The following is a 19,593-nucleotide window of genomic DNA, read 5'->3' as shown; positions in this document are numbered from 1 at the left end:
GCGTGATGGGTGGGCGATAACGCAGCGGTCAGAAACAGTGGGGCGTGGGGCCGCTTCTCCCACACCCCACTTTGCGGCATTCAGTCCTTGATGGAGCCGCCCGCGATGCCAGCGATAAAGTGGCGCTGCAGCAGCATAAAAACGATCAGGAAGGGCACGGTGGCGATGACGGTTCCCACCATGATGGCTCCCCAGGCGGTACTCGTCAGGCCGACGAGCGAGCCGAGCGCCACCGGCATGGTCTGCGCGTCCTTGCTGCCCAGCACGATCAGCGGCCACAGGTAGTCGTTCCAGCTCGACAGGAACAGCACGATGCCGAGCGCCGCCAGTGAGGGCCGGACCACGGGCAGCGCGATCTGCCAGAAGGTGCGGAAGTCGCCCGCCCCGTCGATGCGTGCGGCGTTCAGCAGATCGTCCGGCACCGCCTGGAACGCCTGGCGCATGTAGAACAGCCCCAGCGTGTTCGCCAGTGAGGGCAGGATCACCGCCCAGTAGGTGTTGGTGAGGTGCATCTCGCGGGCCACCATCACGAATTGCGGAATGATGGTCACGAAGGTGGGGATGGTCAGCGTGGCGAAAATCAGGCCGAACAGCCACTTGCTCCCACGAAAACGGTACTTGGCGAAGGCGTAGCCGCCCATGCTCGTGATGAGCATCGAAAAGGCGGTGTACAGCACGCTGATCGCCACGCTGTTCCAGAGGTTGCGCAGGTAGTTGGTCTGTGCCTGGAGTTCCCGGAAGTTGTCGAGGAAGTGCCGCCCGAAAGTCAGCGGCGAGGTGGGCCCAAAGAGGACGCTCTGGTCATGCGTGCTGAACACCAGCATCAGGTACAGCGGCGCGAGGAACAGCAGCGCCAGGGGCACGAGCAGGGCGTGAAGGAGCACGCGGCGCAGCGGCTTTCCGAGGCCTTGAAGACGGATGCCCGGGGCGTGGTAGCTCTTCTCGGGGGCCGCACGGATCACGTGTTCTCCCGGCCGAACAGGCGCAGTTGCAGGAAGCTGAAGGCGGCGGCGAGCACGGCGACGGTGTAAGCGAGGGCGCTGGCGTACCCGAAGTTGAAGGACCGGAAGCCCTGCTGGTACAGGTAGGTGCCCAGCGTCATGGTGGCGTTGCCGGGTCCCCCGGCGGTGATGAGCTGCGGCTCGGTAAAGAGGGTCAGCGTACCGATCACCGACAGGATCATGGTGAACAGCAGTGTGGGCCGGAGGAGCGGCAGCGTGATGTACCGGAACTGCTGCCACGCGGTCGCCCCCTCGATGGAAGCGGCCTCGTACACGTCCTCACGGATGCTCTGAAGTCCGGCCAGCAGGATGATCGCGTTGTAGCCCGTCCAGCGCCACAGCAGCGCCAGCACGATCACGGCCATCGCCGAGGCGGGCTGGTTGAACCAGTCCACACGCGGCAGCCCGACGGCACTCAGCCCGTGGTTCACGGCGCCAAAGTCACTGTTGAACAGCAGCTTGAAGATGGCCGAGTAGGGCACCGTGCCCACCACCAGCGGCGCGAAAAAGGCGAAGCGGAACAGCCCCTTTGCCCGCAGCATCCTGCTGTTCAGCGCCACCGCGAGGCCCGTGGCCGCTGCGAGCATCAGTGGCACCTGCACCACCAGGATCAGCACGGTGTTCTTGAGCGCGGTGTAGAAAAATTCGTCCCCGAACACGCGCTGCCAGTTCGACGCACTCAGGCCGGTGCCCGCCCCCAGACGGTTGTCGCGGAACGACATCAGGAACGAAGAGATGATGGGCCAGGCCCAGAACACCGCGAAGATGAGGAGGTACGGAAGCAGGAAGAGGTAGGGCGAGGGGTTGAGGGGCCTGCGGCGGCGCGCAGGTGGGGGCAGCGGCGTGGTGGTCATGGCACCTCCGGGGGAACGCAAGATGGGGGCCGGGCAAGGCGCGCCCCCATCTTGCGGCTGAATTACTGGGCGGTGGGTACGCCTGTGGCCGCCGAGATCTTTTTCGCGGCGTCGTCGAGCGCGGCCTGGGCGGTCTTGTACTTGCCCTTCACGTAGTCGCTCATGACCACGATCATGATGTTGTGCGCGTCGGACCAGTAGGGCGTGCTGCGGTAGGCGGGGATGCCCGGCAGGGTGCCGAGCACGGTCTTCCAGATCGCCTGGTTGCCCCAGAATTCCTGCTTTTGGTTGACATACGGGTCACGCGCGGCGGCCGGGGAGCTGGGCAGCAGCCCCGCCGACTTCATCATGGTCACTTGACTGCTGGGACGCGCGAGGGCGAACTGCATGAAGGCGAAGGCCGCCGCCTTGTTCTTGCTGCCCGCCGGAATGGCGAGCGCGCTGCCGCCACTGTTCGACGCCCGCGCGCCGCCCTTCTTGAAGGCCGGCATGGTGTAGACGCCCCACAGGCCCTTCTGGTCCGGCGCGTTGGTCCGGACGATTCCCTCGTACCAGCCGCCGTACAGGAAGCTGGCGACCTTGCCCGCCTTGAACTGCGTGATGGCGGCGTTCCAGTCGGCCTGGGTGGCGATGCCAGAGTCGTACATCCGCTTGATCACGTCCAGCGCCTGCACACATCCGGGCTGATTGACCGTGACCTTGACCGGTCCCGACGCGCTGAAGAAGTTACAGCCGTTCTGGATGGCGAGGCTGCGGAACCAGTCGTCGTCGACGCCCGCGCCCGTCGTCGCGAGCTTGACCTTGCCGCCGAGCCTGGTGTTCATCTGCTTGCCCGCCGAGATGAAGTCGTCCCAGGTCTGAATTTTCGCGGGGTCGATTCCAGCCTGTTTGTACAGGTCCCGGCGGTAGAACACGACCACGGGGCCGGTGTCCCAGGGCATCGCGTAGCGCTTGCCGTCCGCCATCAACTCGGTCCACTTGAAGGCCGCGAAGTTCTTCGCCAGCCGGTCGGCCCCCAACGTGTTCAGATCGGTAAAGCAGCCCGGAAAGCGTGACCAGAACATCTCCGCCACCTGGTTTTCCAGGGTGTAGATGTCGGGCAGGTCCGCCCCCCCGGCGGCGCATCCGGAGAGGCCACGCTCGAACACGGCGTCGTGACCGAGGTCCACGACGTTCACCTTCACGCCCGGGTACTGCTTGTTGAAGGCTGGAACGACGGACTGGAGGGCCTTGGCGGCGACATTCCAGCTCCAGACGGTCACTTCGCCTTTGAGGGAGGCGTTTTGAGCGGATGCGCTGGCGGTCAGGGCGAGGGCAAGCGCGAGCAGGGTGGGTTTCATCAGGGTTCTCCTCGGAAGGGGGACGTGGGCGGAAGCGGACGCAGGCCGCCGGGGAAGGGGATTCCCAGGCAGGAGGAGGCGGACCTTCAGGACCACGGGTGGCCTGAACGGTGATGGGCAAGCGGGGAGAAGCGGGCTTCTCGGAGGCATTCGGATGTGTTCAAAAGGTATTTCTTGTTAGGGCTAACAATTGTGACTTTTAAACAATAGAGGGCGAGGAGGACTGGACCGGGCAGGAGTACCGGAGGGGGATGCCCTGCAACTTCCTTCCTCTGGCAGGGAATTAAACTTCACCTGCGGGCAGCACGGGGGACATCGTGAGCTTTCCCTCGTGGGTCCCCAAGCATGACGGCTCTGCTGTTGGCGCTAACATTGATGCAGGCCTGTCTCTGCTGGATGCACCCCGGAAGGGCGTGGATTGTTCTCGCTGTCAAAAAAGGAGAGAATACGTTCCGGGTTCGTTCCTCTCACCACCTCTGAGGTTTCTGTAACTCATCCCCGGTCGAAAGACTGAGGCATTGACCGCGAGGCTCGTGCCTGAGTTACCCGAAGGCCCCAATCGGGCAGCCGATTTGAAGTTGCACACCTACGAATGCCTCGCCAGTTTGTCGCTCTGTGGTGCAAGACGAACAAAGTTGTTGGGAAGCAGCCTCCGTTTTGTGACGAACCGACACTTCAATTCCCTTCCAGGCGAACGTTACCCGCGCAAGCGGAGAGAAGTACGAGGAAAGTCATGCCCGATTCACAACGCGTTCTGGTGCTCAACACCAACCGGCAACCCCTGATGCCGTGCCACCCGGCACGCGCCAGGGAGTTGCTGCACGAAAAGAAGGCCGCCGTGTTCAGGCGGTATCCGTTCACGATCATTCTCAAGGCGCGCGAAGGAGGCGAGACGCAGCCCCCATCCAGATCAAGATTGACCCCGGCAGTAAGACCACGGGGATCGCGCTGGTGGGCGACTTCAAGAGGGGCAAGAAGGTGCTGTGGGGTGCGAACCTCACCCACCGGGGGCTCGCCATCAAGATGAAGCCGGAAGCGCGTCGGAGCTTACGGTCCTCCCGCCGGAGCCGCAAAACCCGCTACCGGAAGGCCCGCTTCCTGAACAGAACCAAGCCCAAAGGTTGGCTGGCCCCGTCCTTGATGCACCGGGTCTTCACGGTTGATCCCTGGGTCACGCGGCTCGCCAAATGGACCCCGGCTGACCAGATCAGCATAGAACGGGTCCGATTTGACATGCAGACGATGGAGAACCCCGAGATTCAGGGCACCGAGTACCAACAGGGCACCCTGCATGGCTACGAAGTCAAGGGCTATCTGCTCCACAAGTGGGGCCATCAGTGCGCTTACTGCAGAGAGAAGGACGTGCCGCTTGAAGTCGAACGTATTCAGCCCCGCAGCAAGGGTGGCTCTGACCGGGTCAGCAACCTGACGTTGGCCTGCGTGCCGTGCAACCAGAAGAAAGGCTCAAAGCCTGTCGAGCAGTTCCTGGCGAAAAAGCCAGATTTGCTGAAGCGCATTCTCGGACAGGCCAAAGCGCCTCTACGGGATGCGGCTGCCGTGAACGCGACGCGTTGGAAGCTCTACGAAACCCTCAAGGTTTCCGGCTTCCCCGTCGAAGTCGGCACGGGTGGACGAACCAAGTTCAACCGCACTCACCAAGGTTTCTCCAAGAACCACTGGATTGACGCCGCCTGTGTCGGCGAATCAGGCGAAAGACTCCGCCTACCCATCCTCAAGCCATTCCAGATCAAGTGCATGGGGCGTGGCAACCGGCAGGCGTGCAAGACCGACGAACACGGCTTCCCGAACAAATGGCGCACAAGGCAGAAGGTTTTTTTCGGCTTCCAGACGGGCGACATGGTGCGCGCTGATGTACCGAGCGGCAAGAACGCAGGGCACCACACGGGGCGCGTCTCTGTCCGCGCCAAGGGGTCGTTCGCTCTCGCCACAAAGGACGGGAAGAAAGATGGCATCAACCACCGCTTCTTCTCGACGATCCAACGTCAGGACGGCTACAGCTATGCGTAAGGCGTCCCCGCCTGCGGCGCCGTCTCCATTCCTCCCCCCGCTGAAGCACGTGGTCTCCTGGAGGTCTCTATGAGCAGTACGCGCAAACCTGCCACCCTGGAAGACGTGGCCCGCCTGGCGGGCGTGTCGCACATCACCGTGTCGCGGGTGGTCAACAACTACGCGCATATTTCCCTCAAGACCCGCGAGAAGGTGGAGGCGGCCATTCGGGAGCTCGGCTACGTGCCGAACCGTTTGGCGCAGGGGCTGGCCCGTCACCGCACGCACACCATCGGCTTTGCCACCAACGACATCTCGCTGCACGCGCCGTCGCAGCTCGCCTCAGGTATCGAGCGGGCGGCGCGCGAGCACGGCTACAGCCTGATCGTCTCCATCGTTCATGATTACGGCCTGCCCGCCGTGGAGGGCGCGGTCCGGGCGCTGAGGGAGCGGCACGTGGACGGCGTCCTGGTCAACGCCTCCCTCAACAGCCGTGACATGCTGAGCCTGCTGGAGGGCTGCGGCGATGTGCCCTGCGTCTTTCTGGACGCTCCGGCAGGCGTGGAGGTTCACGCCGCCCTGCTTGACCAGTACGCGGGGGCGCAGCTGGGTGCGGAGCACCTCCTGAACCTGGGGCACACGCGCATCGCCCTGGTCTGCGAGCCGCAGCCGGCTGAGGCCGAGCACTCGCGCAGTCAGGGCTGGCTCGACGCCCTCGCGGCGCGGGGTCTGAAGCCCGTCGCCACCGCCCATGGCGACTGGAGCGCCCGCAGTGGCTATGAGGCAGCCACCACCCTGTTGGGGTCGGGCACGGAATTTACCGGCCTCCTGATCGCCAACGACCAGATGGCCGTGGGGGTCCTGCGCGCCCTATGGGAGCGGGGCCTGAACGTGCCGCGCGACGTGTCCGTGGTCGGTTTCGACGACACCGCCGAGAGCGCGATGCTGATTCCACCGCTGACCACCATCCGGCAGGACTTCCCCAACCTCGGGCAGCGCGCCTTTCACCACCTCGTGCAGCTGCTGGAAGGCAAAGCTCCTCCCCAGCCGACCATGACGACGCCCGAGCTGATCGAGCGCAGTAGCACGGCGCCGCCGTACAGCCAGATGGTCCAGTTCCAGGACCTGATGAACGCCGTTCGCCAGCTCAGCGAGCAGTTGAGGACCTCGCCTTCCCCCAAAACGTAGGGCGTGGAGACCAGAGGCGGGTGAGGAATCACCCGGACCGACTCCAGTTGTCGTGGAGCGGGCCTTCCCGCTCCTGCTCTTGGGCGGCCCCTTTACTCCACGGTGGAGTGAACTCAAGTGGGTGGCCTGTGGGGTAGGCCACCAACACCGAGTTGTGGGTGGCCTTGCTCGTCCTCTTGCTGGTGGCGTTGATCGCTGTGACCGTCGGGCGAACGAAGGCGGGGAAGGCGCGCGCCCCGGCCCTGCAGGACCTCCAGACCCTCTCGCCCCGCGAACTGGAACCGGCGAATGGAGGTGCCGATCAGCGAGCGTCTTTCCCAACACGAGATCGCGATGCTCGCGCCTCAGAGGAGCAGGGTTGGCGTGAAGTGGGCGTTCCACGCGCTCCGGTCTTGAGAGACCGTCCTCCGAGGCACCCAGTGATTTTCGCTCGTGGGAGACCGGACCACACGGCCAGGTCTTCCGCACCACCACGTCGGTACACCTCCTGGATGTACACCCCCTGTCCGTCATCCCCATAGAGGTCGAAGGCCAGTGTCACCGCTTCCCTCACAGTCTCCTCCAGCTCTTCGAGGTCCCACGCCTGGGCGTGATTCGGACCCGCCTCACGCTGACCTGCTGGCGTCCACCCAGAGGACGCCAGCCGCCTCCATTACGCCTCATACGGAACCAAAGTGATTCCTGTATATGGCTAGATGTACGGTGAGGATATAGATCACGCCTGGGAGGAATTAAATAGATATGACTCTCATAAAAATATGAGTGAGAATCATTATTCTTTCGTATCACCCGGCGTGAACCCCGCCCTGAATGCTTCCGGTCCGGAGGTCAGGCAGGCCCAGGATGATGAGCGTCTCCTACAGCACGGACAGCGACGTTCCCTTCAACTCCGTGTGACGTTGAGCGGGGCAGCGTCTTCAAGGCATGGCGGGCGAGCATGTCGAAAGTTCCTTGCTGAGCCGGGCGAGCGGCCAAAAGCCCAGGCGGTCGGCGCGCTCGTGAGCCTCGTCGAGGCGGCCGAGTCGCAGCAAAGCCCGGATGACGTACTCTTCGAGGCCCGTCCGGCCCGCGAACTCCAGCAGTTCGCGGGCCGGACGCTCAACGTCTTGACCGGCCGCGGCAGCGAGTTCGAGTTCGGCGAGACGCACGAGGGCCTCGCCGACCGGGTGGGGCCGAGCCTCGAAGGCGGCGCGCGCCTCGGCCGCGAATCGCCGGGCCGCCGCGTTATCACCCGCGAAAATCTCGACGCCACACGATCCCGCGAGGATCCACGTGAGTCGCACGGGATCGCCGACGCCGCGCATGAGCGAGGCGGCTTCGCGGCACAATGCGCGCGCCGCCTCGAATTCCCTGCGCGCGAGACGAACCCCCGCTTGTCGGTGGCGCACGTCGGCGAGAAACGTGCCGAACTCGCCGCCTCGTGCGAGGTTCTCGGCGAGTTGCAGTTCCGCCCAAGCCTCATCAAGGCGGCCCATCATCAAGAAGACGAGCCCGAGGTTCGACCGCGACAAGGCCTCGGGATGCGGCACGCCCGCGTAAGTTTCGAGCGAGCGCCGAAGCCAGCGCTCGGCAGCCACCAAATCGCCGAGGTTGAGACACACAAAGCCGAGATCATTTTCAAGCGTGCGCACGCGCGCGTGACCGGGCACGCGTGTGAGCAGCTCCTCGAACATCGCGCGCGAGCGCCGCAGATCGCCCACGTAAAACGCGAGTTCGGCGGCGGTCGCGTCCAGGTCAGGATCGTTCGACACCAGGCGCGCGCCCTCATCGAGGTGACGGCGCGCCGCCTCGACGTCGCCGCGGCGCATTGCGACGGTCACGGCGCTCTCGAGCGCGCGCCGCACGATCGGCGTGCTCACCACGCCCGACCCGGCGCCGAGGCGCAGGGCAGCGTCGGCGTAGGCACTGGCGCGCTCGAAGTCGCCGCCGTACAACTCGATTTCGGACAGGGCGGCGAGGGCGTGGGCGGTGAGCTCTCTCGCCGCCGGGTCAGGGTGAGCGCGAAGTTCGCCGAGGGCCGCGTTGAGTTCGGCGCGGCCCTCGGCGCTGCCTTGCCATAACAAGAGGTCGCCGAGCATCACGCTCACGCGCAAGGCGGCGAGGCTGCCGGGCGCGGCGTGGCGCCTCGCCTCGCGCAGCCAGCGGGCCGCACCAGTGAGGTCCGCCCGCGCGGTCGCCGCGTCGGCAGCCTCCAGCAGGTGAGGCAACGCGGCTTCCGGCTCGCCTGCCGCGAGAAGGTGCCGAGCGAGCACGGCGGGTGCGAGCCGCTCGCCGCCTTGCGCGAGGGACTTGTGCAGCAACGCGCGCCGCTCGGGCGAGAGGGCCTCGTACACGCTCTGGCGCACGAGATCGTGCGAAAACCTCGTCTCGGTCAGCAGGTGCGCGCGCCGCGCCTCTTCGAGCGCGGCCACGATTCCCCACTCGGACAGACCACACACGCGCGAGGCGAGGCGCGGCGTGAAGTCGTCTTGCGCCACGCTCAGCGTGTCAAGCGCGCGCCGGGCGGCTTCCGAGAGGCGAGAGAGGCGGCGCTCGACGAGGGCAGCGATGCGCGGCGGCACGTCGAGTTCGGAGTAATCGCTCGTAACGTCGTCGAGGGAGGTGTGCCAACCGTCGGCGTCGGCGCGCAGGGTGCCCGCCTCGAAGAGCGCGCGCAAGGTTTCGAGCGCGAACAAGGCGTTGCCGCCTGACTTGCGGTGCAACCACGCGCTGAACAACGGCGGCCCGTCCGGCGTCCCGATGAGCGCGCCGACGAGTCCGCGCACTTCCTCGCGCGACAAGGGACCGAGGCGCAAGTCCAGCGCGCCCTGTTCGCGTAGGGCCCGCAACGTCGGCGCGAGGTCGGCGCTCACCTCCGACGCGCGGTACGCGACAAACACGCGCAGGCGCCCGCGGCACGCCAGGACCGTCGCGAGTTCAAGCGTCGCGGAATCGGCCCACTGGGCATCGTCGATCACCAGGGTGTGGGTGCCTACCTCGGTCGCCCGCGACAGGGCCTCGAGCAGGCGGGGACGCAGCGTCACGGGATCGGCGGCGGGCGGACGGCCCAGGAGATCCGGCAGCAGGTGGGCGAGGTCGTCGCGGTACGGTCCGAGTTCGCCGCCGGGTTGCAGCGCTTCCGGGCGGTCTCGCAGGGCGGTCAGGACCGGATGATAGGGAATGCCACCGAGGCCTTCCGAGCACCGCCACCACACCGCCGAGGGTGAGGCACCGAGCCGCGTGTCGGGAACGAGTTCTTGCAAAAGCCGGGTTTTGCCGACGCCCGGCTCTCCGCCGATGAGGGCGAGCGAGGCACGCTGAAGCGTGAAGCGTTCGTCCTCGCGGCCGATGAGGTCGCCCCGAAGCGCCGGGCGCTCCACGTGTGGGGGCGCCGCGACCGGCACTGGCCCCGCGTCCCGCAGCAGCTGTTCGAGTTCGAGCGTCTCGCGCATCGGGGCGAGGTTCAGCTCGCGCGCGAGCAATTCGCGAAATGTCGCGCCCGCGCGAAGGGCCGCGTCGCGCGCTCCGCACGCGAGGGCGGCGCGCAGATAAGCTTGCAACACGTCCTCGGCGAGCGGATCGGCGCGCCACAGCTCGAGCAGGAGCGAGGCGGCCCGCACTGGATCGCCGCTCGCCGACAGCGCGGCGGCGTGCACGCGCACCGCGTGTCGCCACGCGTCAGCGAGGGCGGCGCGCTCGAACGCGGCCCACCCCTCGACTTCGGGCGCGTCTCGCCACGTCACGCCGCTCAGAAAGTCGCGGCGGTACAAGGCGATGGCTTCTTCCCAGCACTCGCCCGCGTGCGCCGCGCGAAAACGCCGCACGTCGGTGTCCACCGAGAACCGCAGTCGGGTCCCCTCGACTTCGAGCGCCCCCGCCCACGGCAGCTTTTTGGCGCGGGCGATGAGGAGGCGCAAGTTATGCCGCGCGCCCGCCTCGTCGTCATCAGGCCAAAATAAGGTGGCGAGTTCCTGTCTCGTCATCCAGGTCTGCTCGTACGCAAGCCGAATCAGCAGCCACACGGGCTTGTGCGGCGGCAACTCGGCGCGCCCCGACCCCGTTTCGAGGTGCGGCACGTCAAGGAGGCGCAGCAGGGCCACGCCTCAGAATATGAGAAAAAACCCCCTATTTCGTGAGGGGCCTCCGAAACGCTACGGAACGAAGCGTCCGCCGAGGGGCAGGGTGTCCATCACGACCGGGACGACCGTGACGTAGAGGCGACCGAGCGTCGGCGCGTCGGCAGGCACATTGACGTTGACGCCCGTCGCGCCAAGGGGCACGTTCATGCTGGCGAGCTGGGTCACCGATTGGGTCGTTCGGCCCCCGATGTTGAGCTCGCGCACGCTCAAGAGGCGCACTTCCTTGACGTTGTACAGCAGCGGAAACGCGGGCAAGAGCTCAAGATTCGGAATCACGGTGCTGAAAAAGCTGTTGCGGTCCGGATCGAGTGAGACGCGCACGGTGTTGCCCGTTCGCGTGGCTGAGGTGATGACTGGCGATTCGATCGCGCGAATTTCTCGGTCAATTGTCGGCAACGGGAGCGTCACCCCCGACCCCAGCAGGAAGGACACAAGGTTGCGCATGGAGGTGAACGGATCGATGACCTGATAGTGGCGCAACGTGTATCCTGCCGGGTTATTGTCGGCAATTTGGTTGGCGAGCGGGGCGAGGTCGTACTCCATGAGGTAGCCCTCACGCATCGAGCCGAGGTCGATGTCACCGACGAGGGGAGCGGTGCCGGTGATCTTGACGTCACCGAACACGCCGATCTTGAGGTCGCGGATGTTCTCACCGAGCGTGCCCGTCTCGCCCAGGATGACGTTGCCCTGGACTGTGCCATTGACACCCGTGGAGAGGTTCTGGCACGACCCCGTGGACGCCCGGCAGTCGAAGCCGAAACGGACGTTCGCGGAGGCGTAGAGGCGCGCCTCGAACGAGCGGCGACCCGCCCCGTACGAACCGCCGAGTTCGATGCCCGGAATGAGGTTGGCTTCGAGGTTCACCAAAGGAATCCCGGTTGGAACGGCCTGCTCGAAGCCTTCGCGCAGCTTGCACTTGACTTCCACGTTGTTGAGGTCGGCGACGAGGGTATGGTTGCCGCTGCTCATGCGCAGGCTGGGATTGGCGGTGAACAAAAAGCGCGCTTTGCTCGTGTTCTGTCCGTCGATGAAGTTCGAGTCGATCACGACTTCCACCTCGACCTTCGGACGGCCGAAGTTGAACCGGAACGAGGGCGATCCGAGCAAGATCTTGCCCTCAATGTCCGAACCGGTGCAGCGAAACGGTCCGGCGTTGAACGCGAGCGCCCCGACCTTGTCGCCGCTCGGCGCCTTGTTCGGCGTGAGCACCAGGTCTCCATTCGACTGTCGCTGCACGCCAAAGTGGGCGGCCGTCGCTTCGGGAATGGTAACGTCCTCGCTCGAAAGTTCGAAGCTCTCGTTCACCACGAGCTTGTCGAAGACGTCGCCGAGCGGCACCACCTCGAGCGTCACTTCCACACCGTTCGCGACGGGACGGCTCGACACGACCTGACCCTGAATGGGAGTGCCGTCGGCGGCCTTGCTGAACCACAGCCGGCCGGCCGTCGGCGAGACGTCGCGCATCACGACCGTGTAGCGCGAGCCGAGCTGGAACGGCGCCGCTCCGGAAGCGAACACGGGCGGCGACACGACGCGCTCGTTCGGCACCCGCGTGACGCTGTCTTTCAGGTCCGCGACGGCCACGACGATCGGCGCGGAGGTCAGGCCATTCGCGGTCGCCCTCACGATCGTGCTGCCGACCGAGCGGCCGGTGACCGTACCGTCCGCCGCGACGCTCGCCACGGCCCCCTTCTCGACTTGCCATGTCACGGCGCCCGTCACCTCACGGCCTTGCGCGTCGAGCAGGCGCGCCGAAAGGCGCTCGCTCACACCGACGTTCTCGAGCAACACGTCGTCTTGCGCGAGAACGATGCGCGAGACGGTCGGCGAGGGCCCCGGCCCCGGTCCCGGACCAGGGCCGGGCGCGGGCATGGGCGAGCCGCCGCAAGCGGCGAGGCCGAACAGCAGGGCAAGGAGACCCAGGGACCGATTCTTCACGCTCATACCTTCCTCCTGTGTCATCGATTGGAATGACGAGGAAAGTGTGCCCACGAAGGCGTCTCACGGGCGTCTTCTTGTTCTGAGACGCCCGTGAGACGGTTCAGAGACGGCTGAAGTCTTCGTTCCTCAGGTTCAGCAGACCACGGGTACCCGTCGGTCCACAGTTCCTGCAGAAACCTGGATAGGCCAGAGGGGTTGATCTGCCATGGCTGGGCAGTTACGGCTACGGCGTCTAGGCCAGGGGTGCGTCAAGTCATGCCTTTTGTAGATGTCTCCAGGAATTTTCCTCCTTCAGCGGACGGAACAACAGGGGACGACTGGGCGCTCCTCAGAAAGTCCCGGCCCGTAAGAGCGGCTTCCCTGGTCTTCCAGCCTGGCCCTCCTGAGGAGCGCTCCCGCCTTGCTCTGGCTGGTCTGCGCTCTCAAAGGATTGACCTTCCTCGCGCCAGAGGGGACCTCTCCCCGCTTTACAAGACCTGGCCATTCAGCAAGCGGCTCCACGGCACGCCAAGCGCCAACGTTTTGAAGGCCAGCAGCACTGTGGTCGCGAACAGCCGATGGACCCACCGCTCGTCCAAACGCATGGTCCACTTTGCCCTCAGCGTTACGCCCACATGCATGACTCCACTCAGCACCAGTCCCAACTGCCAGTCCACCGCACCCTTGCGCGCAAAGATCAGGGTCGCCACCAGTGAAGAAGCGACGTTGATCACTTTGGTGGTCGCCACTGCCCGCGGAAAAGGCATTCGGAAGGCGGTCAGAAAGGCGGCAGTGAGAAGCGTAACGTACCCTCCGCTGAAAAACCCTCCGTAGACCGCGAGGAACGGGGTCAAGGCGTAGCCTGCGACAAGCTGCCGACGGCGTGGCGGCACGTTCACCACATCTCGCGGACGTTGAGGGCGCAGCGTCACCACCAGCATGGCTGCCGCGATAATGAGGGGGAGCCAGGAAACACCAGCAATGCTCCCGCCAGGGCGCCGAAGACGGTCAACACCAGGAGCAAGGGAAGCCGTGGGCGATCCAGTACGTTTCCATGCCAGAAGGGCACCGACGCGCCAACGCTCATGGTGGTGAGGGCGAGCGCGTTGGTCCCGAGGGCGGTCGGGGCCGGTACGCCGAAGGCCAGCAGGGCGGGGACAGTGATGAGGGAAGTGGCTCCGGTGACGACGCTCATCACGCTCGTGCCGAAGGAGATCAGGCAGATCGAGCAGGGACACTCATGGCCAGTGGAGAGGGCGCACGCAGCAGTTGGCCCCTTCTGTCTACAGGTGGCGAAAAGCGGGGACGGAGCTCGTCAGGACACGCCCCTTTTCTCTGCTCTATTGTTGGCGCGTGCAGAGGCATCAGACCTTGGGAGCCGGGCAGCGGTGGCTGCTGGCCTTCTTGTGTCTCCTCGCCTCTCTGGCCTACCTCACCCGCGCCCCTGAAGCCCCTGGACTCTTCCCACCTTCCGCCTTCCTGGGGGCATCCCTGAAGAGCGTGACCGCAAAGACCCAGCAGGTGAGGGCGGAGCTTCCCGCCTCCACGCTGCCCGCGGTGGCAGGCATGGACATGTCGGGGCGGGTGCATCATCCCGCTCCTGCGGCTCCAGAGCTCACCAACGCGGCTCCGAACGCCCCACCCGCCGGGCACGATCAACAGCACGCTGCCCATTGCCCCTTCTGCTTTACCTCGGCCTTCGCCCTGGAAGCGGCCGGGGTTTCTTTGGCTCTTCCCGGCTCTCTGCGGTCCCCCTGGTTGGCCCTGAAGCTGGCCCCGCTCCACCTCGCGCAGGTCCGGCACGCGGACCCGCGCGCTCCACCCCAGGGCTGACCTTCCCAGAAGGCATGTGCTGCACCTGGAATCCTGGCTCCATCTTCAGCCGCGACGAGGACAAGGCCAGCCTCGGGAACCAGACGCTCGACTTGGCCCTGCACATTGGGGGCGATTCCCGGCGCGTGACCGTCAGCCTGGGGAACCTCGTTCCACCTGAGACGGCCTTCAACGTTCAATCCGGGAAGTCCACCTTCCTGTGAAGTTCGGCGCCGCGGAAATGGCGGCGGGCGTGGGAGGCGGCAAGCTTGACCTCGGTGACGCGAAGGATGTGCAGGTCCACGGCGGGGTGGCCGCGGATCAGCTCTCCCCGAACCTGGCGGGAGCATTCAGCGTCACTGGGGCGGCGAGCGTGACCATGCCTGCGGGCCAGTAGCCCAGACCTCAATGTCGCGGGAGGGGCGCTTCGCTCCTCTGCGCAATCTCCCGCTCTTTCCCCTACCTGGAGACCCACCATGAATGTCCTGAAACCTGTCCTGTCCCTGGCGGCTGCCCTGCTGCTTTCCGTTGCTGCCGCCCACGCCACCGTCCGCACAGAAACAGGCCTGGCGGAGAGTCAGGCTGGAGCGTCCGAGACCTACCGTCTCAACGTGCCCACGGAAAAAGGGGTCTCCACCACCCAGGTCCGCCTGGTCATCCCAGCAGGCGTGACCGTCACCCGCTTTCAGGTCCTGCCCGGCTTCATCCGGACGATCAGGACGAACGAAGCTGGACTGATCACGGAAGTGACCTGGAAAGGCCGCATCGCCCCGCAGGAATACGCCCGCTTCTTCTTCCAGGCGCGCAATCCAGAGCAGGCAGGCACCCTCAGTTGGAAGGTCTACCAGACCTACAGTGACGGCTCGGTCGTGGCCTGGGACGATACAAATCCTGAGCAGACGCCTGCGAGCAAGACCGCCGTCAAGTAACGACGCCCTCTCGCCTGGGGAGGCCCGACTCGGGCCTCCCATGAGGTTTTTGCATGCGTAAACTGTTTTCCCTCGTTCTCTTCAGCACCCTCAGCCTTTCTTCCGCACACACCGCTGTGACCTCCATCACTCCTGGTCCGAAAACACCCGTGACGGCGCCCAGGAACGTACTGATTAGCTTCAGTGAACCTATTGAGCTGCGCTTTTCCACCTTCCGGGTCATGGCGGTCCCGGCTGGAAAGACGCTGGAGGACGCGGCCCACGTGGCCCTCGCCCTCAAAGCAGATGCCTCAGAACTGGTCAATACCGCGCTGAAAGCTCAGGGCATGGCCGCACGACTCACGCTCCCCCTCAAGCCGGGCCTGAAGGCCGGGACCTACGTGATCGCCTGGAAGATGCTCTCCGAGGACGGTCATCCCGTCACCGGCCAGAGCGTCTTCCACGTCAAATGACGGGGCACAGTCCATATTCCACCTTCTGGTGGGGCTGCTGGGCCTCAGCACCCTCGGCAGTGCCCTCGCCCTCTGACGGCCCTGCCTCCCTCGCCAGTTCATCTCGGCCAGTTGTCCAGAACGGCCACGCGCCCGCACCTCACCGACGTCCACCGCGACGGCCAGGGACCGCCCCCGGTTAAGCGGCAATCCAAACCCGACACCGCGCATCTGGTAGCCCGCAAGGGCTTCCCGCAGCTAACCCTCGTACCACGCCAGAAAGCTGGGATACGGAGAAGGGTGGATCGTCGAGTTGCCAGTCGGCGTAGACGATCCGTCCCGAGTAAGGCCCAGTCACGATCAAGACCACCTCCGCCGGGTCACCTCATTCCGTGATAGGCAGCACGCCGTCGTGAGCGCGGTCGTAGTTCGCGTCGTCCGTCATGGTTTCAAACCAGCCGGGCGGGGCGTCCTCATGGGGGAGAAAGGGACTGGGGAGCGCGAGGTCTCCATCAAGGTGGCTGTCCGCCTCTTGGAGGGAATACAAGCCGGTGATGGGCCCGGCCCCGCCCTCCCCGACGATGGGCAGAGTGCCCGTGGCTTTCGCTTAGAGGCCAGGTCCTGCACTTTCCCAGGGCAAAAGCTGCGCATCCTGGAGCATGTGCGCAGGGATACGTCACGTTCTGCCAGGGATGACAGACGTGCTCGACATGTCTCTCCAAAACGCTTTTCTCCTCCCATGGGGGCACGCAAAAATCCCATCTTCATCCCTCCCCCTGCTGATATGCGTGCCTTCTCTCGACCTTCTGCCGTAGGTCAGGATCAGCCCGCAGGGTCCGTCCACTGGGCTGCTGGAAACGCCTCTTTCCCGATTGACATGTTCTCGGGGATGTTTCACACCTATTGGTACTCCGTTGAGTCTGAAAGTGCTGGCGAAGAACACGGGAGATTCCCACTCTCTCCGTACCGCGCTGATCCCAGAAACACGGGCGCCATCCATCAGGTTCCCGCCAGTCAACGGAGTACCACTATTGATTCCGGCGTAAGTTCGCACCGGTCCTCCGCACCCCGGGTCACGGGGAAAATGGCCAGCACGCAGAACGTCCCTCTGGAATTCATACCGATTTATGCCGCGATCAATAAAGCTGTGAAGCGCGAAGGAATCCGCAACTGAAAGCGTGAACAATCTACAGCTCTAGTCCACTTGAAAGTGGGCTTCATACTGTTGAGCGGACGGCCTATAGGCGCGGTCTGGATGCCTTAATAAGGGGTTTTTTCTGCGCAAGCCTTCCAAAGGGGCAATAGGCTCTCCCTGAAAGTGTAAATATTACAATTGTTCGCCCTAACAAAACATACCGTAAGGGCACATCACAATACCCCCGTGAACAACCTGTCACGACAACCCTCACGCAAGCAGGCGGATGAGGCCACTACGCGCTGTCCTGCACGCCCAGCCACTTAAGGAGGGCTGCCTTTCCCCTTCGATCAACGTCAATGTGTTGTAAATACCGTGTTTTTACCTGGTCTGCTCCCGCTCATGGGTTTGGTCATTTTCGCAGCATCTGCGGTCTTCGCCGCTGCACATTCGTCGCTGGGAGGAAGAATATGAAACGTAGAGCCACGCTGTGCCTGGCGTTGACCACGCTGACCGCTGTACTGTCCTCTTGCAACACCTCAGAGCAGGCCCGAAGCGTGCCGGAACCGAGGCTGCAGGCGGCGGCCATTACGCACCCAGAGTGGATTCGCGGCATCGACGTTTCTGAAGCGCAGGCTGCGGAGAGTAAAGGCGTCGTCTTCAAAGACACCACTGGCGTCGCCAAACCCGCTCTTCAGATTGCCAAGGACCACAACTACAACTGGGTCCGCGTTCGGCTGATGGTGGATCCCAACGGCGAATACGCCCTGTACCAGGACCTCAACTATGTGAAGGCCGTGGCCCGGGACGCCAGGTCGCGGGGATTCAAAGTACTGCTGGACCTGCACTACTCGCACTGGTGGGCCGACCCTGGCAACCAGTGGACACCGCAACGCTGGAAGGGACAGGACGTGACGCAACTCAGTCAGTCGGTCTACACCTACACCAAAGACGTGATGACCCAACTGCGGGCGCAGAACACCGCTCCGGACATGGTGCAGATCGGAAACGAGATCAACGGTGGCATGCTCTGGGATCTCGGACGGATCGGGAACATGGCCAACTTCGTCAAGCTCACGAACGCCGGTGCCGCGGCGGTGCGGGACGCCAGTGGCGGGACCAGCACCATGCCGCCCATCATGGTCCACATCGCCAAGAATGGAAATGCAGCCGAAACCGTCGCTTGGTACAGGTCGTTTATCAACGCGGGCGGATGGGTGGACGTGATCGGACTTTCCTACTATCCCATGTGGCACGGTGACTTCAACAACCTGAGCGAAACCATCCGGCAACTCCGGAGCAATTTCAGCTGGGCCAAGGTCTACCTTGCAGAAACGGCGTACTACTGGGACCACAACCAGATGGGCTACGCCAATCTGCCCTATCCCCAAACACCCCAGGGACAGCACGACTTTCTCAAAGCGCTGACCCCCGTGGTGCGAAACGCTGGTGGGAGCGGCATTTTCTACTGGGGCGCGTACTGGTCCCAAAGCAGCCGGTGGCTGATCGCTCCGGCCTGGTCTGACGATGACGCTTCGCGGCGGAGCCTCTTCGACGATGGTGGCCGAGCGACGATCGGTATTGACGGTTTGAATTGACGCTTGCGCACGCAGTCAAGTCCGTGGAAGGGCCATTTCCACTCAAGGAGCGTGCCATGAAGAGAATGCTGGTCCTGATGTCTCTGGCCCTGGCGAGCAGCGCCAGCGCCACCACCCTGACGGTATGGAGCCATTTCACCAACGCCGACGAAGTCGCCTGGCTGCGCGCACAAACTGCCTCCTACACCAGAGCGGCGGGCCATCAGGTCAATATCGTCGGGCTACCGCTCGACCAGATTCCCGACCGGCTCATTCAGTCGGCCGCGAAGGGCCAGGGACCGGACCTGATCGTGTCTCTGCCGCAAGACCGGCTGGGGCAGCTCGCCGCTGCCGGAGTGATTGCGCCGATGGAGCGTTACGTTTGGAGCCCGTCCGACCTCGACCGCTCGGTGACGCAGGCCATGACCTACCGGGGCAAGTTGCTGGCGCTGCCCATGTTCGCCGAGTCGGTGGCGCTCGTCTACAACAAGAAACTGGTGCCCAGGGCGCCCACCAGCTGGAACGAATTTCTGCGGGTGGCAGGGCAAAATACCCGCGATGGCCGCTTCGGCTTCCTGACAGACCTCTCGAACGCTTACGCCAACTACGGCTTTTTCAGTGCCTACGGCGGCTACATCTTCAAGGAGAGCAGTGGCACGCTCGACGTGAAGAACATAGGCCTCGCCAACGCGGGCTCCAGGCAAGCGGTGTCTCTGCTCAATGACCTGCGTTTCAAGCACGGCCTCGTGCCCGAGGGCATCACGCCCGACGCGGCCAAGAGCGCTTTTCTGGATGGCCGCCTGGCCATGCTGGTCACGGGTCCCTGGGACATGGGTGACATCAAGAAGGCGGGCATCGACTACGGCATCACGACCCTCCCCGCGCCTCCCAGAGCCAGCGGCAAGTGGTCGCCCCTCGTCGGCGTACAGGGCATCGTGATGAACGCCTATAGCAAAGACAAGGCTGCTGCTGGTCGACTGGCGCAGGCCCTGGTGACCAGCACGGCGCAGGTTTCCTTTAACCGTGCGGGGGGGCGCATCCCCGTCAGCTCCAAGGCGCGCACGGAACTAAAGACGGACCCGGTCGTCACTGGCTTCGGCAAGGCGATCTCGGCGGGCACGCCCATGCCCAATGTGCCCGAGATGGGCGCAGTCTGGGGTCCCTGGACCAATGCGGTGACCCAAAGTACGGCGGCGGTGACTCCCGACTACGCCGCCACCCTGGGCGGGGCCGTGACCGAGATCCGGAAAAGCATCAAGTAATCGGCGGTCTGCTCGTGGG

At 64.6% G+C, this 19,593-nt stretch carries 16 protein-coding genes and 1 pseudogene; 9 read left to right on the top strand and 8 right to left on the bottom strand.

Annotated elements, in window-relative coordinates:
- Nucleotides 1-80: 80 nt before the first annotated feature.
- From B9A95_RS05535 to B9A95_RS05525, 3 genes are all read right to left on the bottom strand, one after another.
- Entirely contained in the window at nucleotides 81-962 is an 882-nt protein-coding gene (locus B9A95_RS05535) for a carbohydrate ABC transporter permease (RefSeq protein ID WP_245808151.1), read from the bottom strand.
- Nucleotides 959-1,855 (bottom strand): carbohydrate ABC transporter permease, encoded by an 897-nt coding sequence (locus B9A95_RS05530; RefSeq protein WP_084045950.1) that lies wholly within the window; start codon nucleotides 1,853-1,855, stop codon nucleotides 959-961. The genes B9A95_RS05535 and B9A95_RS05530 overlap by 4 nt, the downstream gene beginning before the upstream one ends.
- 62 nt (nucleotides 1,856-1,917) lie before the next feature.
- The gene (locus B9A95_RS05525; RefSeq protein WP_084045949.1) at nucleotides 1,918-3,195 is read right to left on the bottom strand and encodes an ABC transporter substrate-binding protein; all 1,278 of its coding nucleotides are present in this window, start codon (nucleotides 3,193-3,195) and stop codon (nucleotides 1,918-1,920) included.
- A 592-nt stretch (nucleotides 3,196-3,787) separates the two neighbouring features.
- Between B9A95_RS05525 and iscB the strand changes: the two are divergent.
- Nucleotides 3,788-5,223: pseudogene (iscB, locus tag B9A95_RS05520) on the top strand (RNA-guided endonuclease IscB).
- 69 nt (nucleotides 5,224-5,292) lie between these two features.
- On the top strand, nucleotides 5,293-6,390 hold the full coding sequence (locus B9A95_RS05515; RefSeq protein ID WP_084045948.1) for a LacI family DNA-binding transcriptional regulator: 1,098 nt from the start codon (nucleotides 5,293-5,295) through the stop codon (nucleotides 6,388-6,390).
- 917 nt (nucleotides 6,391-7,307) lie between these two features.
- On the opposite strand, the gene B9A95_RS05510 is transcribed toward B9A95_RS05515, so the two are convergent.
- The 4 genes from B9A95_RS05510 to B9A95_RS36095 form a co-directional block, all read right to left on the bottom strand.
- A complete protein-coding gene (locus B9A95_RS05510) occupies nucleotides 7,308-10,469 on the bottom strand; it encodes an ATP-binding protein (RefSeq protein ID WP_084045947.1) in 3,162 nt (1,053 codons plus the stop codon).
- A 51-nt stretch (nucleotides 10,470-10,520) separates the two neighbouring features.
- The gene (locus tag B9A95_RS05505; protein WP_170928440.1) at nucleotides 10,521-12,452 is read right to left on the bottom strand and encodes an Ig-like domain-containing protein; all 1,932 of its coding nucleotides are present in this window, start codon (nucleotides 12,450-12,452) and stop codon (nucleotides 10,521-10,523) included.
- Nucleotides 12,453-12,916: 464 nt separating this feature from the next.
- Nucleotides 12,917-13,369: a sulfite exporter TauE/SafE family protein gene (locus tag B9A95_RS36100; protein ID WP_281255820.1), complete on the bottom strand. Its 453-nt coding sequence runs from the start codon at nucleotides 13,367-13,369 to the stop codon at nucleotides 12,917-12,919.
- The gene (locus B9A95_RS36095) at nucleotides 13,357-13,623 is read right to left on the bottom strand and encodes a TSUP family transporter (RefSeq protein WP_281255819.1); all 267 of its coding nucleotides are present in this window, start codon (nucleotides 13,621-13,623) and stop codon (nucleotides 13,357-13,359) included. Before B9A95_RS36095 ends, B9A95_RS36100 begins: the two co-directional genes overlap by 13 nt.
- Nucleotides 13,624-13,781: 158 nt before the next feature.
- Here B9A95_RS36095 and B9A95_RS05495 point away from each other — a divergent pair, with 158 nt between their 5' ends.
- From B9A95_RS05495 to B9A95_RS05480, 5 genes are all read left to right on the top strand, one after another.
- On the top strand, nucleotides 13,782-14,261 hold the full coding sequence (locus B9A95_RS05495) for a hypothetical protein (protein ID WP_084045945.1): 480 nt from the start codon (nucleotides 13,782-13,784) through the stop codon (nucleotides 14,259-14,261).
- A gap of 14 nt (nucleotides 14,262-14,275) precedes the next feature.
- Complete coding sequence (locus B9A95_RS05490; RefSeq protein ID WP_084045944.1) at nucleotides 14,276-14,464, top strand: hypothetical protein; 189 nt, start codon at nucleotides 14,276-14,278, stop codon at nucleotides 14,462-14,464.
- Nucleotides 14,461-14,637 carry a hypothetical protein gene (locus B9A95_RS33270; RefSeq protein ID WP_170928439.1) on the top strand — a complete coding sequence of 59 codons (177 nt, stop codon included), beginning with the start codon at nucleotides 14,461-14,463 and terminating at the stop codon, nucleotides 14,635-14,637. Before B9A95_RS05490 ends, B9A95_RS33270 begins: the two co-directional genes overlap by 4 nt.
- Before the next feature lie 79 nt (nucleotides 14,638-14,716).
- Entirely contained in the window at nucleotides 14,717-15,169 is a 453-nt protein-coding gene (locus B9A95_RS05485) for a DUF1775 domain-containing protein (RefSeq protein ID WP_084045943.1), read from the top strand.
- A gap of 53 nt (nucleotides 15,170-15,222) precedes the next feature.
- Entirely contained in the window at nucleotides 15,223-15,621 is a 399-nt protein-coding gene (locus B9A95_RS05480) for a copper resistance CopC family protein (protein ID WP_084045942.1), read from the top strand.
- A 364-nt stretch (nucleotides 15,622-15,985) separates the two neighbouring features.
- Here B9A95_RS05480 and B9A95_RS33265 read toward each other — a convergent pair whose 3' ends face one another.
- The gene (locus B9A95_RS33265; RefSeq protein ID WP_170928438.1) at nucleotides 15,986-16,147 is read right to left on the bottom strand and encodes a hypothetical protein; all 162 of its coding nucleotides are present in this window, start codon (nucleotides 16,145-16,147) and stop codon (nucleotides 15,986-15,988) included.
- Nucleotides 16,148-17,205: 1,058 nt separating this feature from the next.
- Here B9A95_RS33265 and B9A95_RS05475 point away from each other — a divergent pair.
- Together B9A95_RS05475 and B9A95_RS05470 are read left to right on the top strand one after the other, a co-directional pair.
- A complete protein-coding gene (locus tag B9A95_RS05475) occupies nucleotides 17,206-18,333 on the top strand; it encodes a glycoside hydrolase family 53 protein (RefSeq protein ID WP_084045941.1) in 1,128 nt (375 codons plus the stop codon).
- Between the two features lie 56 nt (nucleotides 18,334-18,389).
- Nucleotides 18,390-19,574 carry a sugar ABC transporter substrate-binding protein gene (locus B9A95_RS05470; protein WP_084045940.1) on the top strand — a complete coding sequence of 395 codons (1,185 nt, stop codon included), beginning with the start codon at nucleotides 18,390-18,392 and terminating at the stop codon, nucleotides 19,572-19,574.
- Nucleotides 19,575-19,593 lie beyond the last annotated feature (19 nt).

Origin of the sequence: Deinococcus hopiensis KR-140, assembly GCF_900176165.1 — a bacterium.
In the GTDB taxonomy this organism is placed as follows: Bacteria; Deinococcota; Deinococci; order Deinococcales; family Deinococcaceae; genus Deinococcus; species Deinococcus hopiensis.
Note: the sequence above shows the minus strand (reverse complement) of the source record. Positions and strands in the feature narration are given on the sequence as shown.

What these genes read in the sequence shown, in the direction of transcription:
- B9A95_RS05485 (WP_084045943.1), top strand. Translation starts at nt 14,717, where the DNA reads ATGAATGTCCTGAAACCTGTCCTGTCCCTGGCGGCTGCCCTGCTGCTT.
- B9A95_RS05480 (WP_084045942.1), top strand. Translation starts at nt 15,223, where the DNA reads ATGCGTAAACTGTTTTCCCTCGTTCTCTTCAGCACCCTCAGCCTTTCT.
- B9A95_RS05475 (WP_084045941.1), top strand. Translation starts at nt 17,206, where the DNA reads ATGAAACGTAGAGCCACGCTGTGCCTGGCGTTGACCACGCTGACCGCT.
- B9A95_RS05530 (WP_084045950.1), bottom strand. Translation starts at nt 1,855, where the DNA reads ATGACCACCACGCCGCTGCCCCCACCTGCGCGCCGCCGCAGGCCCCTC.
- B9A95_RS05525 (WP_084045949.1), bottom strand. Translation starts at nt 3,195, where the DNA reads ATGAAACCCACCCTGCTCGCGCTTGCCCTCGCCCTGACCGCCAGCGCA.
- B9A95_RS05505 (WP_170928440.1), bottom strand. Translation starts at nt 12,452, where the DNA reads ATGAGCGTGAAGAATCGGTCCCTGGGTCTCCTTGCCCTGCTGTTCGGC.
- B9A95_RS05490 (WP_084045944.1), top strand. Translation starts at nt 14,276, where the DNA reads ATGTGCTGCACCTGGAATCCTGGCTCCATCTTCAGCCGCGACGAGGAC.
- B9A95_RS36095 (WP_281255819.1), bottom strand. Translation starts at nt 13,623, where the DNA reads ATGAGCGTCGTCACCGGAGCCACTTCCCTCATCACTGTCCCCGCCCTG.
- B9A95_RS05515 (WP_084045948.1), top strand. Translation starts at nt 5,293, where the DNA reads ATGAGCAGTACGCGCAAACCTGCCACCCTGGAAGACGTGGCCCGCCTG.
- B9A95_RS36100 (WP_281255820.1), bottom strand. Translation starts at nt 13,369, where the DNA reads ATGCTGGTGGTGACGCTGCGCCCTCAACGTCCGCGAGATGTGGTGAAC.
- B9A95_RS05470 (WP_084045940.1), top strand. Translation starts at nt 18,390, where the DNA reads ATGAAGAGAATGCTGGTCCTGATGTCTCTGGCCCTGGCGAGCAGCGCC.